General features: G+C 38.2%; 14 protein-coding genes and 1 riboswitch. Of the genes, 10 read left to right on the top strand and 4 right to left on the bottom strand.

Going from position 1 to position 17,458, the window contains the following annotated elements:
• Positions 1–70: 70 nt before the first annotated feature.
• Entirely contained in the window at positions 71–2,236 is a 2,166-nt protein-coding gene (gene bglX / locus ACFQIC_RS15460) for a beta-glucosidase BglX (RefSeq protein ID WP_204710073.1), read from the bottom strand.
• A gap of 230 nt (positions 2,237–2,466) precedes the next feature.
• On the opposite strand from bglX, the gene ACFQIC_RS15455 reads away from it, so the two are divergent.
• From ACFQIC_RS15455 to ACFQIC_RS15440, 4 genes are all read left to right on the top strand, one after another.
• The gene (locus ACFQIC_RS15455) at positions 2,467–3,702 is read left to right on the top strand and encodes a sugar ABC transporter substrate-binding protein (RefSeq protein ID WP_465260872.1); all 1,236 of its coding nucleotides are present in this window, start codon (positions 2,467–2,469) and stop codon (positions 3,700–3,702) included.
• Between the two features lie 90 nt (positions 3,703–3,792).
• Positions 3,793–4,680, top strand: coding sequence for a carbohydrate ABC transporter permease (locus ACFQIC_RS15450; protein WP_204710072.1), 888 nt, complete (start codon positions 3,793–3,795; stop codon positions 4,678–4,680).
• 18 nt (positions 4,681–4,698) lie between these two features.
• Positions 4,699–5,529 carry a carbohydrate ABC transporter permease gene (locus ACFQIC_RS15445; RefSeq protein WP_204710071.1) on the top strand — a complete coding sequence of 277 codons (831 nt, stop codon included), beginning with the start codon at positions 4,699–4,701 and terminating at the stop codon, positions 5,527–5,529.
• A 67-nt stretch (positions 5,530–5,596) separates the two neighbouring features.
• Positions 5,597–6,586, top strand: coding sequence for a LacI family DNA-binding transcriptional regulator (locus tag ACFQIC_RS15440; RefSeq protein WP_204710070.1), 990 nt, complete (start codon positions 5,597–5,599; stop codon positions 6,584–6,586).
• Between the two features lie 95 nt (positions 6,587–6,681).
• Here ACFQIC_RS15440 and ACFQIC_RS15435 read toward each other — a convergent pair whose 3' ends face one another.
• Complete coding sequence (locus tag ACFQIC_RS15435) at positions 6,682–8,034, bottom strand: glucoamylase family protein (protein WP_204710069.1); 1,353 nt, start codon at positions 8,032–8,034, stop codon at positions 6,682–6,684.
• Between the two features lie 988 nt (positions 8,035–9,022).
• Here ACFQIC_RS15435 and ACFQIC_RS15430 point away from each other — a divergent pair.
• Both ACFQIC_RS15430 and ACFQIC_RS15425 read left to right on the top strand, forming a co-directional pair.
• Positions 9,023–9,577, top strand: a complete 555-nt coding sequence (locus tag ACFQIC_RS15430; protein ID WP_204710068.1) for a 3-dehydroquinate synthase II domain-containing protein — start codon at positions 9,023–9,025, stop codon at positions 9,575–9,577.
• A 149-nt stretch (positions 9,578–9,726) separates the two neighbouring features.
• Positions 9,727–10,173: a YueI family protein gene (locus tag ACFQIC_RS15425; protein ID WP_204710066.1), complete on the top strand. Its 447-nt coding sequence runs from the start codon at positions 9,727–9,729 to the stop codon at positions 10,171–10,173.
• Positions 10,174–10,312: 139 nt separating this feature from the next.
• Here ACFQIC_RS15425 and ACFQIC_RS15420 read toward each other — a convergent pair whose 3' ends face one another.
• Complete coding sequence (locus tag ACFQIC_RS15420; RefSeq protein ID WP_204710064.1) at positions 10,313–10,735, bottom strand: hypothetical protein; 423 nt, start codon at positions 10,733–10,735, stop codon at positions 10,313–10,315.
• A 303-nt stretch (positions 10,736–11,038) separates the two neighbouring features.
• Positions 11,039–11,142: riboswitch (purine riboswitch) on the top strand.
• A gap of 169 nt (positions 11,143–11,311) precedes the next feature.
• Between ACFQIC_RS15420 and ACFQIC_RS15415 the strand changes: the two genes are divergently transcribed.
• From ACFQIC_RS15415 to ACFQIC_RS15400, 4 genes are all read left to right on the top strand, one after another.
• Entirely contained in the window at positions 11,312–12,181 is an 870-nt protein-coding gene (locus tag ACFQIC_RS15415) for a 5'-methylthioadenosine/S-adenosylhomocysteine nucleosidase (RefSeq protein WP_204710062.1), read from the top strand.
• A 135-nt stretch (positions 12,182–12,316) separates the two neighbouring features.
• Positions 12,317–13,072, top strand: coding sequence for a fumarylacetoacetate hydrolase family protein (locus ACFQIC_RS15410; RefSeq protein WP_204710060.1), 756 nt, complete (start codon positions 12,317–12,319; stop codon positions 13,070–13,072).
• 230 nt (positions 13,073–13,302) lie between these two features.
• The gene (locus ACFQIC_RS15405; RefSeq protein ID WP_204710059.1) at positions 13,303–14,346 is read left to right on the top strand and encodes a glutathione S-transferase family protein; all 1,044 of its coding nucleotides are present in this window, start codon (positions 13,303–13,305) and stop codon (positions 14,344–14,346) included.
• Positions 14,347–14,356: 10 nt separating this feature from the next.
• Positions 14,357–14,860, top strand: coding sequence for a GNAT family N-acetyltransferase (locus ACFQIC_RS15400; protein ID WP_204710058.1), 504 nt, complete (start codon positions 14,357–14,359; stop codon positions 14,858–14,860).
• A 945-nt stretch (positions 14,861–15,805) separates the two neighbouring features.
• Here ACFQIC_RS15400 and ACFQIC_RS15395 read toward each other — a convergent pair.
• Positions 15,806–17,098, bottom strand: a complete 1,293-nt coding sequence (locus ACFQIC_RS15395) for a DUF2254 domain-containing protein (RefSeq protein ID WP_204710057.1) — start codon at positions 17,096–17,098, stop codon at positions 15,806–15,808.
• Positions 17,099–17,458 lie beyond the last annotated feature (360 nt).

Below are 17,458 nucleotides of genomic sequence, written 5' to 3'. Positions count from 1 at the left end.
TAGTAAAAATATAATAAGAATCAAATAACAAAGCCGCATGGTATAATACCATGCGGCTTTGTTATATCTATTAATCTTTCATTAAATGAAAATTCTTCGTTTTGACATCATTGCTATTGGTACCCACGAATACTTTAAATTCTCCTGCATCACTCTTAAATTCGAGGTTGGAGTGATAGTAGCGCAACTGATCTTCATTTATTGTAAATGTTACCTCTTTTGTTTCACCAGGTTGTAGATTTACCTTTTCGAACGCCTTCAGTTCTTTCAAAGGACGCACAACATCCCCAACGAGGTCCCTAATATATAGTTGAACCGTTTCTTCACCCGCCACTTTACTTGTATTGGACAATTGAACGGTGACTGTTAGTGTATCTTCTGCTGTGATTTGATCGGAGGAAAGATGTACATCCCCATATTCAAAAGTGCTGTAACTCAACCCATAACCAAATGGATAGAGTGGTTCATTTGGAATGTCTAGGTATTGAGATACATAGCGTTCTTGAGCGTCGGGGGCACCTTTAGGCCGGCCTGTATTAAATCGGTTGTAATAGATTGGCACTTGTCCAACAGAATAAGGCATGGACATGGATAGTTTAGCAGATGGATTGACTTCACCAAAAAGGATGTCTGCTATAGCATTTCCACCTTCTGTACCTGGGTACCAGGCTTCTACAACGGCATCGGCATGTTCGACAACTTCTCTTAAATCCAATGGGCGGCCATTGAATAATACAGCCACGATTGGCTTTCCGAGGGATCTCATTTTTTTCAATAACTGCAATTGTACTTCAGGCAGGCGGATATCAGCACGACATCCAGCTTCTCCGCTCATATCGGAATGCTCTCCTAGCGCTAAGATAATCACTTCTGATTCTTCTGCTTTTTGTAAGGCTTCCTGCCATTGGGCATCAGATCCTGACTCAATATCGGTTCCTTCTGAAATGGATAGTTGGTCTTGGCTTATATGGTTGATTAAACCGGCATCGATGGTAATGGTATCTTTCGAAGAACCTCCCCAAGACCATGGACCTAAAATATCCGTGCTGTTTGCAAACGGACCAACCAAACCAATTTTTTTATTTTTATCTAAAGGTAAGGTATCTTCATTTTTTAGTAAGACAATGGACTTAGATGCAAGGTCACGAGAGGCATTACGGTGTTCAGGCGAGAGGATATATTTGTTTTCATCCTCTTCATTTGCATCGCGATATGGATTTTCGAATAATCCGAGCTTATTTTTTAATGTAAGAATTCGTAGCACGGCTTCATCTAACGTTTGTTCTTCTAATTGCCCGTTCTCAATTAATTCTTGGACATGGTTGACGTAACATGATGTCATCATTTCAATATCGACGCCGGCTTTCATCGCTTTCATCGCTGCTTGCTTTTGATCTTCTGCCACTCCATGGGGGATAAGTTCTTTAACAGCTCCCCAGTCTGATATTAATACACCATCAAAATCCCAATCACCTCTTAGGATGTCTCTCATTAACGGTTCATTGCCTGTGGAGGGGATTCCGTTTAGAATATTAAAAGCAGTCATTACCATTTGGCAGCCTTCATCTAGTGCGGCTTTATAAGCAGGTAAATAGTTTTCTCGCAGCATCCATTCTGACATATCGACGGTATTATAATCTCTACCGCCTTCCGGAGCACCATAAGCGGCAAAGTGCTTAACACAGGAAGCGACTTTATAAGGGTCTTTTTCTAAATCTCCTTGAAAACCTCGAACGAATGATCGGGCAAATTCACTATTCAAGTAAGTGTCTTCACCGGTCGCTTCCATCACTCGTCCCCATCGAGGTTCTCGTGATAAATCGACCATGGGTGCAAATGTTACGTGCACTCCAGACAAAGATGCTTCTTTTGCAGCAATGGAGGCGCTTATTTCTGCAAGACCAAGATCCCACGAGCATCCGATAGCTAAAGGGACTGGGAAAATCGTTCTAAATCCATGAACAATATCAGACATGAATAATAAAGGTATTTTGAGACGACTTTCTTCCATATGTACCTTTTGGATATTGATCGTTTCACGCGCACCTGAAGCACCTAATACCGAGCCAGTGTGTTGAATATCTTTTTCACTAATGTTCATGTTTTCCATGGGTCCCGTAATTTCTCCTCGATCCGTAGCCCCTTTGAAAAACGGTGTAGCTAATTGCACGAGCTGTCCTACTTTTTCTTCGAGCGTCATTTGTTTCAGTAAATTTGTCACTTGGTTATCATTCATTAATATATATCCTCCTAAAAGTTATTTAGTGAAACGTTTCGATTTAATTTTATAATTGAAGTATAAGCGTGGTATATTCAATAGTCAATATAAAAAGCGTTATATATAGAGTTTTTAATGTATTTTTCAAAAAATTTAATAAATGTATTGTAAGCGGATTCAAAATAAACTATAATTCAGTTATTGAAACGTTTCGATGATATTCTAATAAATTTTAAGGGGTGCTTTCATTGAGGTGGAAATTGTTAAGTTTTGTTGTGGTAGTCATTTTATCAAGTGTGTTAGCTGGATGTTCAAATAATAGTTCATCTTCTGGTGGAGATGAGAATACGGTTACTGTTTGGGCGATGGGAGAGGAAGGTAAAAAACTTCAAGACTTTAGTAAAAGGTTCGAAGAAGAGCATTCAGATATGACTGTCGACGTTCAAGCAATTCCATGGGATACAGCGCATGACAAGTTACTTACCGCTGTAGCTTCTGGAAACGGTCCTGATGTTGTTCAGTTAGGGACAACCTGGGTGCCTGAGTTTGCTGAAGCTGGAGCATTGAAAGACCTTTCAGAACACATGGGAGATTATGAAACCTTTGCTAAAGAAAACTATTTTGATGGTTCTGTAACAACGATGGAACATGGCGACCAAGTCGTAGGAATTCCTTGGTATGTGGATACTCGTGTCATGTATTACCGTACAGATTTGTTGCAAGAGGTTGGATATGAAGAAGCACCTAAAACGTGGGATGATATGAAGGATGCAGCTACTCAATTATCCGACCGCGGTGAGGATGCTTATGGGTTGGATATTGATCGTAATGACCAGATTACTCCATTCATTTTTGCTTGGCAAAATGGATATGAAGCGAATTTAGAAGAGAAAGAGTTGAACTTCGATACACCAGAATTTAAGGAATCCATCGAATATTATACGAGTTACTTTGAAGAAGGACTTAGCCAAAAACAGCAAGGGAAAGATATCACTGAAGCTTTTAAAGAAGGTTCAAAGCCCATGTTCTTTAGTGGTCCATGGATGATCAACATAATCAATGATCAAGCACCAGACCTTGAAGGAAAATGGGCAACGGCTGTTATGCCTGAAAAAGAATCGAATACGTCAAGCATGGGGGGATCCGTTCTTTCAGTATTTGATAGCTCTGATAACGTAGAAGGAGCTCTAAAATATATTTCCTTTATGACTGATGTGGACACCCAACTGGATTGGTTAGATGTATCGAATACACTACCCTCTCGAACCGAAGCGTGGGAAGATCCTGTGATGAAGGAAGACCCTATGTATGCAACGTTCGGAACGCAATTGGAAGATGCCAAGCCAGGACTTCAAATCGAGCAATTTGAACGAATTGCACAGGAGTTATTAAGTTCAATTGAGCGAATCACCGAAGGCGGTGCTGATGTAGATCAAGAACTTGAAGAATTTAATCAGAAAGCACAAAGCTTCATAGAAGAATAAAACACAAAGGTATGAGGGTGATGGGAGGAGAGTACAAGTTCTTCATTTCATCATCTTTTGTACCTGTCATGTATAGATAGGTGGGTTTTCATGAATAAGTTGCTCAAAAACAGACACCCTTATATGTTCATAGCTCCGGCTGTCGTCTTGCTATTATTATTTAGTATCATCCCTATACTTATAGCTTTTGTTATTAGCTTTACAGATTTAAATTTAAAAGGTTTGGTCGATTGGTCCTCTGTCAATTTTATTGGAATCGAGAACTATAAAGATCTCTTATCAGATAATACGTTTATTAAGTCGATATTCAATACAGTGTTTTATGTCGTCATTGGTGTACCACTCGTGATTATTAGTTCGTTATCAATCGCTTTGCTGTTGAACTATGGCACGAGCAGGATTTTTAACACATTTCGTGCCGTTTATTATATGCCTTCCATCACAAACATTATTGCTGTTGCCGTCATTTGGGGTTATTTATATAACACAGAATATGGTCTATTTAATTTCTTACTCTCATTGCTTACTGTTGAAAATATTCCTTGGTTGGAAGAGCCGACGATAGCCAAAATTTCACTTATTATTTTGGCTGTTTGGAAAGGTATTGGGATTAATATGATCATTTTCTTGGCAGCCTTACAAGGCATTCCGAAATCTTATTATGAAGCAGCGGAAATGGATGGGGCCAATCGCTTCCAAGTTCTATTTAATGTCACGTTGCCATTGCTGAGATATGCAACGTTCTTTGTTACCATTACCACTTTAATTGGATGGATGCAGTTCTTCGAAGAACCCTTTGTCATGACAGATGGAGGACCATTGGATGGCACCGTTTCTGTCGCATTATTTATCTATAAGGAAGGTTTCCAATTTAGTCAGTTTGGTTATGCAGCGGCAGCATCCTTTGTGTTATTTGCCATGATTATTATTGTGACGGCGATTCAATTTAAATTAAGAAAGTCAGATACTGAGTATTAATAGATAGGAGTTGAGCATATGGCTGCAACGACTAAAAAGAGTAAAATAGAAAACGCGGTTGTGATCTTCTTCCTTATCGCTGGCGGAGTTTTGGTTTCTATTCCTTTCATTTGGATGATATCCAGTTCCTTCAAACCAGAAAGTGAAGTACTTGCCATACCGCCAACGATTATTCCAGATAATCCGACGTTTGATAATTATATTAACTTATTCACGAAGATGAACTTTTTGATTTACTTAAAAAATACTATAATCATTGTTTTCTTTTCCTTTATTGGATTATTATTTAACGCTATGGCTGGGTATGGTTTTGCAAAGTATCAATTTAAAGGTAGAGAAAAAATCTTTTATCTCGTATTAGCAACTATGATGATTCCAGGACAAGTAACGATGATTCCTGTTTATCTATTATTAAATTCGATGGGACTAACGAATACGATGACGGGTATTGTGTTACCGGGGTTAGCGGTAGCCTTTAGTATCTTTTTGTTTAGACAGTTCATGACAACCATTCCGACAGATTTGATAGAAGCAGCTAGGCTGGACGGGGCAGGAGAGTTTTATATCTTTTTCAGATTAGTCATTCCTATCGCCAAGCCAATTTTTGCTGTGCAAGGAATTTTAACATTCATTGCGGGCTGGAACAGCTTCTTATGGCCTTTAATCATTGCAAATGATGAAAGTCTCTATACCTTATCGGTAGGTCTTTCCTTGTTGCAAGGCCAGTATGCAAATAATTTTGCCCTACAAATGGCGGGAGCTGCCTTTATGGTTGTGCCGATTATCATTATATTTTCCTTCTTTCAAAAGTACATTGTGGAAGGATTTACTATGTCGGGGATCAAATAATTTGATTAACTATGCGTTTATACAGTTACAATAGATTCATAGGGCGTTTTTCATGGAGGAGTGTAGGATGACTACGATTAAGGATGTTGCAAAAAGGGCAGGAGTAGCAGTTTCTACTGCTTCTTATGCCCTAAATGGAATCGATAAAGTTAGTGCTGCGACGATTGAAAGAGTTCTTAAAGCAGCACATGAATTGAAGTATCAAAAAAATGGTTTTGCTTCAGATTTAAAACGGACGAAGACCAATACGATTGCCTTAATATTAAGTGATTTGTCAGGGCCTTACTTCTCTGAACTGATCAAAGGAGTGCAAGAGGTAACAGCGTCGAATGGTTTTGATCTGATTGCTTGCAGCTCTGTGGGGGGAGAAAAGTCTACCGCATCAAAGTTTCTTAAAGAAAAAAGGGTGGATGGGGCCATCATTTTGGCACAAAACATTAGTACTGAGGTCATTAGAGCTTCAGCAAGAAAAGATTTTCCAATCGTTGTACTGGATCGGACCATTGATAATCCGTATGTGATTCATGTAGAGGTCGATAACCAGCAAGGAGGATATGAAGCAACGGAGTATTTAATTAAGAAAGGTCACCAGTCGATTGCTTATGTAAGCGGTCCGATGAACTCGCACGATAATGAAGAAAGGTTTCAAGGATATAGGCATGCGCTTGAAAATTACGAAATTTCATTCCAATCACGTCTGAAAATAGGTGGTGATTTTACGCGTGAAGGAGGATATCGTGCAACGAAAATGCTTATTGCTCAGCAAAACCTTCCTGATTCCATATTTTATGCTAACGATGAAATGGCGATAGGTGGTCTACAGGCATTTTCAGAGAAAAGGATCCTTGTACCTGATGATATTTCTATTATAGGGTTTGATGATATCCAGTTATCTGAATACGTTAATCCTCCCCTCACTACAGTGAGGCAGCCGAAATACGAAGCAGGATCATTATCCGTGCATTTAATTTTTCAAATGCTTGCTGGTGAAGATGTGAAACAAACGTATAATCTTCCAACGGAATTTGTGGAACGGTTGTCAGTTCGATCCATGTAATTGATGAATGAAAAAGCCAAGGGATTAGATATCTAATCCCTTGGCTTTTCTATGGTTCTATTCTGTTAGAGGTACGTATCGTCTCTTACCGTCGTTTACTGTATGGAGAATTTTTCTTTGATCAGTAATTCCTCTGGTGATTTTCCGATTTTATCTTCGTGGAAGTAATCTCTAATTACTCCATGTTTCAGATAGTTTACAATGGATACCATTGTCATCCCTTGATCTAAAGCAAGATACGCTTGTGTGACTTCTCCGGTTTCCACGTTGACGGAATCGAGGAAACCGTATTTATCATACGTGTCGAAACGTTTCAATTCCTGGATGTTTTTAAATGCTTCCATTGGTGCGTATTCGAGTGCTAAAAATGTAGCGTGTGGAGTGATGGTACCATCGGATTTATAACCGTCCATTCCTAAGGGAGTAGCTGCAAATTCAGAATAATTATCTGGTGTAGCTGCAGGTGACATTCCCCAAGCTTCATACCCGTTATCATTGGCATATTGGATTTGAATGTCAACATGACGCTGGTTATTCAATCCAAGCGCATCTTTACCTAATTCTTTTTCTTTCAGTACAAGTTGAGGCATTAAGGCTTCAAACATGCTTCCACCCCAGCTTGGCACATATTTTTTATCGTCATAGCTATAATGTCCTTCAAATACTTCTACGCCATCGTAGGTTTCCGTATATCCTTTGGGGGTTTGGGCTTGCCAATCCCAACTATCCGGCATGGTACGGTACATTTTCCACCAATGTTCTTGAGGAACATCTTTTTTTCCGATGGCGATATAGCTTGCCACACGAGGTTCAGTATAAAAGGCACCATAATGGTGAGCCGTATAGCTCCCGGCTTCTACATCATATCCTCCTCTCATTTGTCCTACTTCAGGTGTATAAAGAGTGGAGTAATCCATTTTTTCAACTATTGAGTTTGTTTGACCAAATAGTTCTGGATAAGCTTGGCCCACGACAACTAAACCTGCAGAAAGCCACCCATTATCGACGGTAGAAATGAATTGTCCCCAATCGGTTTTTAACGAACCATCATCCGTGTGATACCAATTGTAAAATAATCCGTTCCATTTTTTCATGTCTTCAAGAGAGTTTAACGTCTGTTCAATTTGTGTAACGGCTTCCTCACGAGAAATTAGTCCAACTTCTTCAGCGGAAATGGTACTCATCATATACATGCCGATGTTAGTCGGTGATGTAAATTTCTCTGCATTGATCTCACCGTTATCCATTCGAACGGCATCATAAGTAAGTCCAGTATCTTCGTCGGTGAAGTCTTCAAAGTAACGATAGGTTTTCTCTGAAATCGCTTTCAATTGTTTCGATAAAGCGACTTTTTTTCCTTTGTGTTTCGGTTCTGCATACGTGGAAGAAGGAAGAGTAGCGCTGGAAATCAATACCAGTGATAGAAGCAAAAATAAGAATTTTTTCAAGTGGTACACATCCTTTCAAGAATTAGGTGAAACGTTTCGATTTAAATTATACAAAAATCTATCCAAGATGTAAATGACTAAATAGTAACAATTATCTGAAAAATTAACGTGGGAAAGGTCCTCAATAAGAACGCTTTTCGTTTAGGTGTGTTCACAGTTTCTCAAGTAAGTTTAACTATGTAGTAATCTAAAGAGACATATTTCATGATAAACATTTATTAAAATGTATATTTTTGGTTTACTTTAGGTATTTACTACGAGCTTAAAAGGAACTGCTATTATCGAAGGAAGGCACTTAATTTTGTTTTATTTATAGATTGAGGATTAAGCTAGTATTAGTACCTATAGTAATATTGTTAATTTTATTGGTATAAATAAACTTTTTCTAAAGCCGTTTAATAATCGAGGGCTTTTTTTGTCCGAACAAATGGCGTACCCTCAACGAGGGTACGCCATTTTATTTATAAAGGGGGAGATCCATATATCACTTCGATAACACATATCTATATGAGGGGGCCGCGAAAAAAAAGAAAAAGCTAAGTAAGTGTAGAATGTACGACTCTATTCAATATTTAGTGGTGTTAAGATTCAAATAACTCCTTTTTGAGCGGTTCAGAAAATTTCTTTAAAATTCAGTCAATCTGACTTAAACAAAATTGACGCAAATCCTCGTTTATATCAGTCCGTTCTCTTTGTCAGAGATTTCAAATAAGATTCCCACCAAAGTGCCAAAGTCCTGAACAGAGTTAAAAAAGAGTGATAAATTATGAATTTGAATATGAAAAAGATTAAAGATGAAAGGATTATAAGTTAACTAGAGCATTTATGATATTATTCAAAATACTAAATACGGTTTCCTGTTCATGTAAAAGCAAGACGGCTTTTGGTTTTGGGTGGACAAAACTCACTTTGAAGCAGGAAAATAGCGAGAGGGATGGAAGGATAATAAAATTTCACCAAAAATAAAAGAGAGGATGATTACATACCGATGACCAACCAAACAAGAAAAGACAAAGAATATGTCGAAGTAACTAACATAAAGGAAATAGGCGAAGGGATGAGGGTCTGTCTAGATTTTATAGATATCCTAAGTCCTTCAGATGGAGTTTATGTAGGCAATACAGGGCATGGATATATAAAAGTTCTGGCTGAAAACCGTGAGTCTGAGGGTTATCCATCTCGTCCTTTTCGAATCAATTGTGGGTCATTTCACCAATACTTATATCAAGAAGCAAAGACCTATTATCTTCATGAATTAACGCCGGGCGAAAAGTTATCTCTTACCGATGAAAAAGAAGAGCGGGAAATTTCCTTGGGACGTGTGAAGATCGAAAAGCGTCCTTTCGTAAGAGTGGAATGTAAAAGTGGAGACCGATATGTTTCAGCCACCTTGCAAAAATCCTCCAGTGTTTATCTAATGGAAGAAAGTGAAGGGGAAATTCCATTAATACAATTAAAGGTTGGTCAAAAGGTGCTAGGTATATTGGATAAGCCAGGGCGTCATTTAGGTCAACAGGTGGATGAAGTTATTGTAGAAAAATAGGGCGTTGGATTCGTACATCATCAGTTGTTTATAGGCGGTAATATCAGCTCAGTTTATGAAACCATTTTTGGTGGGAATTAAGCTATTAACTAAGTTCATGAATGTGTTGGTATTTGATGTTAATAATAGGAACAGTGTGAGGTGAGTTTATGAAAAAAGCAAATGTTGATGATTACTTGCAAGAGGGGATTTATGGAAGCAAAGAAACAAAACCATCAGAGCGCAAAAAATACCTGGGTACTCTTCGTGAGCGCGTGGTGCTAGTGTTGACAAAATCTCAAGTGATGCAAGAAGTTGGACTTGAAGAATTATCAAAAAGAATTAAGGAACATAAGGATTCAAAGCTATTGTTGAACGGCGAAATAAGTTATCGGTTTCGAAAACCGTATAAAAGTTTGGCTAATCAAAACGATATTCATACTACTACAGTATCCAACCAGGAGAATGAAACAGACCTTGGTGCTATATTGACTGTTGATTATGCAGTAGAGAAAGAAAATATTCACGTTGAAATCAAGGAAACTCCTGAAAGGGAAAGTCGCGAAAAGGGAGGGTGGAAAGAGTTTTTTAAATCGCTATTTAAACCTCTAGGATGATTTAATTAATATAAGGTCATACAGTCTCATATTGGAAAACAGTCTATCGACAATACTCGATAGACTGTTAAAGAGCGATTAAGTTATAGTAATCGCTTTTTTTTGCTCTAATCCATTGGAAGTTGAATTCATAATAATATTATAAGCCTTTTATTAGCATTCTATCTTGTTCTCGTACTTCGTCATAGGATTTTAATAGTGGTTCAGGCACTAATGTTCTCCCGTATTCCCAAGCATTAGTTTCTATTATTGATTTAAGGTTTTCTATTTCTTCTTCATCTCCATACTTTAAGGTCTTTAAATCATGTTTGTGTTTCTTAAAAGTTAAATAATAACCAATCTCATGATAAAGAATTATTTTAACGATGTCTTCACCGGTCTCTTCAATTCTGATTTTACTCATATAACCGTTAACTTGAAGATAATGAAAGTTTATAGTATTTGTCGATACATTATAACTCATAGGTGCAGCTAGATTGTTGGTAGATTCAATATTTATATCTAAGTTGTGCTCTTGTAATGTTTTTTTAATGATCTTCTCGATATGCCATATATATAACATCTCTTAATCACTATCCTTCCAAGTACTTATATCATTACGTATTATTTAAATATTCTTGTTCAATCAAATATAATCGAAAATTGCGTCAGTTTAAACTATTTCATATGTTTTTCGAATTTCTTAACTCCTTTTTTATGTGAAATGGGTAACTGATTCGTTCATCATTAATACTGGTTAAAAACTTGAATACGTTAAATTAAGGTTTTATAAAAAACAAGAAACGAATGTTTTGTAGTTTTTTTGAATTAAAATTCGTATTTTGGGTTGAGGATCTTAAATGAATTTGCTATATTTGCACAGTATTCATTTTAAAAATTCATTACTCGTATATCCTCGGTAATATGGTCTGAGTGTCTCTACCTGGTTCCCATTAAAAGAACTAGACTACGAGTTAAAGTATTTGGCTGTTCGGCTTTATTTGCTGCAGCTAATTTTATGATTTAGCACTAGCTATTTTTTGCTAAATATCATACTTTGACTTCGTAGGTCTAGAAGGTAGAAATCGTTCTACATTTTCTAGGCCTTTTTCTTTTGACTAATATTACGAGGATACCAAACAACAAGGAGGAATACAGAATGTTGAAAAAATACTCTTTATTAGCTATTTTAACTGTGCTTTTATTATCGATATTTGCAGGGTGTAGCTCTTCTACTCAGGGTAAATCTGAACCAGAAGATGATCAAGATCCTATTTTAGTGCAAGGTCCAATGCCTATAGAGGCTGAAGAATTTGCTGATAGGTTAGACGATGTAAAAGAAGAGAAATCAGGGAATTTTGTCTTTTACAAAGGGACGATCGAAGACTATCCTGTCATTGTGGCTAAAACAGGAAAAGGTATGGAAAATACAGCTGCCGCAACTACGCTAGCTATTGAAAAATACGATCCGATAGCCATTATAAATCAAGGTACGTCTGGTGGACATGACCCTGAATTACACGTGTACGATATTGTGTTAGGTGAGCGAGTGACAAATATCGGAGCGCTAAAAACAGGTGATCTAGAAGAAGGGGAAGGAATCGAACCAAAAGAGTGGAAACCTATGGACTTAATGGCTTCTGAAGGAAGTGCAGGGGAGGACCCTGATGCTGAAAACATTCGTTATTACGAGGGAGATCAGGATTTACTTGCAGCAGCTCAAGCAGTCAAAGATACACACACCGAAGGCAAAGTTGTTGAAGGGACAATAGGTTCTGCAGATGTTTGGAATAATGAGGTGGATCGCATTAATTGGTTCCATAATAAGTACGGTACTTCTGTAGAGGAAATGGAAAGTGCCGCAGGAGCACAAATGGCCAAAGCTTATGATGTACCTTATTTAGGTATTAGGATTTTGTCTAACAATAAAACAAATGATGGTGAATATGATCCAAATACAGCGGCAGCTAATCAAGAATATGTTTATGAAGTCGTTAAACAATATATTTTGACAGAGCTAAACGAATAAATTGCTTAAAGAAGGTCTTCTCTTTAACCCACTTAGGCTAGTGTGGGAGAGAAGGCCTTTGTTATGTTAAAAAAGGATTTCAGACGAGAAATATCGAACTAATTGAGTATGAAGGAATAAGGAGGAGAATAATCAATGAAATATGTCCGTTTTCGTAAAGATGATGAAGTCTATTTTGGCGTGTTGAAAGGAGATTCTATAACTCAGCTTGACGGTGATTACATAAAAGGGGAAACACGACCACTTTCAACAGAATTTGCTTTAGGAGAAGTAGAGGTGTTAACACCCGTGGTTCCAGGGCAAGTTATTGGAATTGGCTTAAACTATGAACTGCACGCGAAGGAGACAGGTAAGCCGATTCCTGAGGAGCCAATGATGTTTATGGCGTCACCCAGTGCAATCGTCGCCCACGAAACTGATATTGAACTGCCTTCGATTGACCATCGTATCGATTATGAAGCTGAACTTGTTATTGTCATTGGTGAAGAAGCGAAGAATTTGAAGAAGGATGAGGCTCTTTCCTATATCTTCGGCTACACGGTTGGAAATGATGTGTCCGACCGAGACTTGCAAAAAAAGGATGGACAGTTTACGCGAGCGAAGTCGTTTGGAACGTTTAAGCCACTTGGGCCTGTAATCGAGACAGAGTTGGATCCGAACAATGTGCCCATTCAGCTGAAACTAAACGGAGAAGTGAAACAGAAGTCGAATACGAATGATTTGATCCATGATATTGCGGAGCTTGTTGTAAAGGTGACAGAGGTAATGACGTTGATGCCGGGAGATGTGATTTATACGGGAACTCCGTCGGGTGTGGGCCCGTTATCACCTCGTGATGTAGTTGAGGCTGAGGTTGATGGGATTGGTATATTGCGCAACCGGGTAAAGTAATGGATTCAAAACAAGAGCATTTTTTCTTCCGTATAATGGAATAATAAGGAAGGGAGTCGATGTATCATGAACCCAAACGAGCATTAAATGGCTCCAACCGCTCACATCTCTAGCTCTGCATATAAACTTCATCCTGAGTCTGGGAATAAGTTAAAATCATAAAACTATAAATCTCGAATTCTAAGGTTTATAATTTAGAGAAATGAAGAAAGATCTGAAAGGATGTTTTTATGTCACAAAGTCAACAAGATACAAGCTGTGAAGGTAACATTAATTCAGAGGAAAACACTACATCCCAAGAACAAAAGGAAATAAATAAGGATGGGTCGTTTAAACGGCAAGTCAATAGGTTTACGACTTCTTTTGGAAATAAACCTGATGAATTGCCTGTGGAAGCTGATAGGTACCGTCTTTTATGGTCTGCCGCTTGTCCTTGGGCTCACCGTTCGGTAATCGTTCGAAAGATACTTGGATTAGAGACTTCAATTAGTTTAGGTACAGTTAGTCCACTTCGACCAAGGCTCGACCGTGTGGATTGGGAGTTCGCTTTGGACGAAAATGGTGTAGATCCTGTGCTTGATATTCAATATTTAAGTGAAATATATAAAAAAACGGATCCTGAGTATAGCGGCCGTCCAACGGTTCCACTGATGGTCGATGTGCGGAATCAAGAAGCGGTTAATAACGACTATTTTAATCTAACTAATTACTTTGAGACTGCATGGGCACCCTATCATAAAGAAAAAGCGCCTGATTTATACCCAGAACATTTACGCGAGGATATCGATAACTTAAGTGATAGTATCTTCCATGATGTCAATAATGGTGTGTATAAATGTGGATTTGCGGCTTCTCAAGATGCTTATGAATTAGCCTATGATCAGTTGTTTGATAGATTAGATGAGTTGGACGATCGGCTAGCAGATAAGCGCTTCCTATTTGGGGACTTTATTACAGATGCTGATGTAAGATTTTACACGACATTAGCTCGATTTGATGTTGCTTATTACAATGCATTTAATACTAACCGAAACCTCATTCGGGAATTCCCTAATTTATGGGGGTATGTTCGTGATCTGTACCAGACACCTGGATTTGGTGACACTACGGACTTTGATGCCATTAAGCGTCACTATCATTTATCTATTACGATTAATCCAGATAAAAGTGAAGAGCGAATTTTGCCTAAGGGTCCTGACTTGTCGGTATGGAATACAACACATGGTCGAGAGAAATTAAGTGGTAAGGAAGATAAATTTTTAATTAAAAGTTAGGGGCCGATGGATGACGATCGTACGTGATGCAAAAAAGGATGAATTACCATATATTCGTGAGCAGAGAATTAAGGCTTATAGCGAGCATGCCGAATCTATTTCTGTCGAACATTGGCAGGCTTTAAAACAAGCGATATCTTCGGATGCTGATATAGGTGATGGAGTAGAATTGATCGTTGCAGAATTAGAAGGGGAGATTGTAGGTAGTGTGGCCTTATTTCCTGCTAATACGGATGCATATGAAGGGTATGTAGATGAACTTGATTATCCGGAATTACGTGTTTTGGCTGTAGCACCTGAAGCAAGAGGAGAAGGTGTGGCGTTAGCTTTAGTCAATGAATGTATCCGAAGAACGAAGGGGAAAGGATTTGAATCAATCGGCTTACATACGGCGGATTTTATGAAGAGTGCGATTCAATTATATCAACGGATTGGTTTTGAGCGATTACCTCAATACGATTTTGAACCGGCAAATGATGGAGTTATCGTCAAAGCTTTTCGCCTCTCTATTTGAAGTGAAAGTTAGAATTAAAGAAGTTACTCGTTAAGTAAGACAACGTGTAACTTCTTTTTTTTGTTGCTGTTGGTAAAGACGAAGGAATGGGGAAGGTACGTAACCATGTAATAAGGCTGTTACGTCATAATCCCTCCTTTAATTGTGAGAAAGGGGCGGTGGGGAAGGAGTCGCTTTCCGTGGGCGTGCGTTGAGCCTCCTCAGGCAGGCGCCTTCCGGGGTCTCATCTAACCCGCGTATCCCACAGGAGTCTCCCCCTTCCCCACCACCCCTTGCCGAATGTTTCCATAGGAATCACACCGTTATACCGTTTCTGTTAGAGTATGAGATATCTTTTAAACAACAATTGAAGCCTGATACAGACCAGTGAATATTGTCATCCCAGGATCCAGTCTTACCGGTGTAAGTCAATATTACTAGGTCTGTTCATGGTACTATTCACACAGGACCCGATTTTCATAAAATGATTCCGTTCCACTCTTTATAGTAATGAGGGATGGGGAACGGTGAGACTCTTACGGTAAAGGATAGATTGGTAATACCCCGCTGAGCTTTAGCTCGAGTAGGCTTGCCATTTTCCCCGTGGAAAGCGAGTCGTTTGAAGCCACTGAATATAATTCAAGGTAATAATAACCAAATCAATCAAAATATAGTAAAAAGGGAATAACCTAGATGTAAAAATTGGGCCCTTTGTTTTTGCTTTGTAAAGTCTTTTTCAGTGGCCTCAGTCGTTCCTATCCTCCATTCGCATTCATTAAAATACAGAGCTATGGTGGGAGATTCTATACTCTACACCATTCCCCCATAGATATCTGCCTAATAAAGAAAACAATACTTTTTGTAACAAAAATCAACAACAAAACTTAACAAGGACATAAAAAATGTAAGATGGCATAAATGCAGATGATTGGAGGTTGGCTTGATCTTAGATGTTTTTAAAATTGATCAACTACATGCTCTCGTAAGTTTTTCTACCTGATGATCGTAATGTTCCTTATCCAATCGATCTAAACCTTTATCATCTACAGCGTTCATCATGTATTGACCGAACTCCCAAATATCTTGTTTTATAACGTCACGGTTGACTAACGCTATTTTATACAGCGCTTCTAAGACTCCGTTCATAACTGAAATATCGTGACTGCCGTAGATCTTCACTTGATAGAAACTTTTATAAAGATATTCCCGATAAGATAATGGCTCTAGTATGATTCGTAGCTCCTCATTTTCATCTGCATAATAACGGATAGGTTCATAAACTTCACCTAACTCTGCTAATAATGATCCGATTCTATTAATACAGTTGATTGCTGTGTGAGGATCATTGGTGCTTGGTGAAATAGCCTTCACTGAAATTTCTACTAATTTTTGGAGGGAAAACTCGATATCCTGCAGATCTGTACGTTCATTTCCAAGTAGTAAAAAATTCTCTCCCCATTCTTCATCAAATTCTTTGTTACCATCTGCCCAGTAGTAGAAAACTGGCATTCCTTTTTGTATATAAGAACCGATGTAAAAATTAGCCTCTAGTAAAACCTCTTTTTCTTTTGCCCAATTGATTAACGGTTGAACAGTAAGACCTTGGGCATATCCTGAACGTGACGCATAAATAGCATGTCTCGTGCTACTTTTTCTGCTTTTAATTTCCTCCTTATCCCAGTCAATTCTTTCAATATAGTCTTTTTCTCGGTATGTTTTGTGAATGACTTTGGAGGTACTAGTGCGAATTTGTCCAATTAAGTTATTCACTTGGACGAACCGTGAAGAGTGATGAATAAATAATATAAAAAAACCTAAGCAAATAATTGCGACGATTGCGGTTATAAATGGGCTAAGCAATGCCTTATCTTTTTCTTCGCCTAAGAGAAGCAGCGTTATTAATACGAAAATAAATCCAAAAGAGTATACTCCTAATACGTGCTGTGTAACTCTGCTTTTCATAAAATCTTGCAACGTCCGCGGAGAAAACTGAGTTGTGTAGGTTGTCAACACAACCATTATCGTTGAAAAACTAATGGTTGTCATAGTTAATATTGATGTTATTAATGCTCCATACATTGCTTGAGCTGCACTTGAGCCCATTAAAAAAATGGCGGGAACACTGTCCTTAATTAAGGGAGTCACCAATAAGTCCAACACTGTAACCAATGCAACGAAAAGTATGGCTACTCCACTATAGATTACGGGAAGAAACCAAAAACTATCACGCAAATTTACCCACGCCTTTTCTTTATTCATATATTTCACCTTTCTCTTCATTAATATAGTGTTTTTTTGAGTCCTACATAAACATCATTCCCTATTTCCTATTAGTCTATTACTATCATTCTTGATCCGATGTGACCGTCATTTAAAATGAAACAGTTTCTGCTAAAATAACTGACACACTTTACTGGAAATTATTATCACCATTTTATAGTGAATTGCAGCCTCTAATAACAAAACATTTGTTAATCATTGTCCTGATTTATACGGTGGTTTCCGTTACAAAGGATGGCGTTAGAAGGTCCGGGAAATCACTCGCTTTCCGTGGGCATGAGGTGAGCTTCCTCAGGCTACGCCTTGCGGGATCTCACCAATCATGTTCATCCCACTGGA

Origin of the sequence: Halobacillus seohaensis (assembly GCF_042663045.1) — a bacterium.
Taxonomy (GTDB): Bacteria; Bacillota; Bacilli; order Bacillales; family Halobacillaceae; genus Halobacillus_A; species Halobacillus_A seohaensis.
This window is presented reverse-complemented; position numbering and strand designations above follow the sequence as displayed.

Coding starts and splice junctions, on each gene's coding strand:
- bglX (WP_204710073.1), bottom strand. CDS start 2,236: ATGAATGATAACCAAGTGACAAATTTACTGAAACAAATGACGCTCGAA.
- ACFQIC_RS15450 (WP_204710072.1), top strand. CDS start 3,793: ATGAATAAGTTGCTCAAAAACAGACACCCTTATATGTTCATAGCTCCG.
- ACFQIC_RS15445 (WP_204710071.1), top strand. CDS start 4,699: ATGGCTGCAACGACTAAAAAGAGTAAAATAGAAAACGCGGTTGTGATC.
- ACFQIC_RS15440 (WP_204710070.1), top strand. CDS start 5,597: ATGACTACGATTAAGGATGTTGCAAAAAGGGCAGGAGTAGCAGTTTCT.
- ACFQIC_RS15430 (WP_204710068.1), top strand. CDS start 9,023: ATGACCAACCAAACAAGAAAAGACAAAGAATATGTCGAAGTAACTAAC.
- ACFQIC_RS15425 (WP_204710066.1), top strand. CDS start 9,727: ATGAAAAAAGCAAATGTTGATGATTACTTGCAAGAGGGGATTTATGGA.
- ACFQIC_RS15420 (WP_204710064.1), bottom strand. CDS start 10,735: ATGTTATATATATGGCATATCGAGAAGATCATTAAAAAAACATTACAA.
- ACFQIC_RS15415 (WP_204710062.1), top strand. CDS start 11,312: ATGTTGAAAAAATACTCTTTATTAGCTATTTTAACTGTGCTTTTATTA.
- ACFQIC_RS15410 (WP_204710060.1), top strand. CDS start 12,317: ATGAAATATGTCCGTTTTCGTAAAGATGATGAAGTCTATTTTGGCGTG.
- ACFQIC_RS15405 (WP_204710059.1), top strand. CDS start 13,303: ATGTCACAAAGTCAACAAGATACAAGCTGTGAAGGTAACATTAATTCA.
- ACFQIC_RS15400 (WP_204710058.1), top strand. CDS start 14,357: ATGACGATCGTACGTGATGCAAAAAAGGATGAATTACCATATATTCGT.
- ACFQIC_RS15395 (WP_204710057.1), bottom strand. CDS start 17,098: ATGAATAAAGAAAAGGCGTGGGTAAATTTGCGTGATAGTTTTTGGTTT.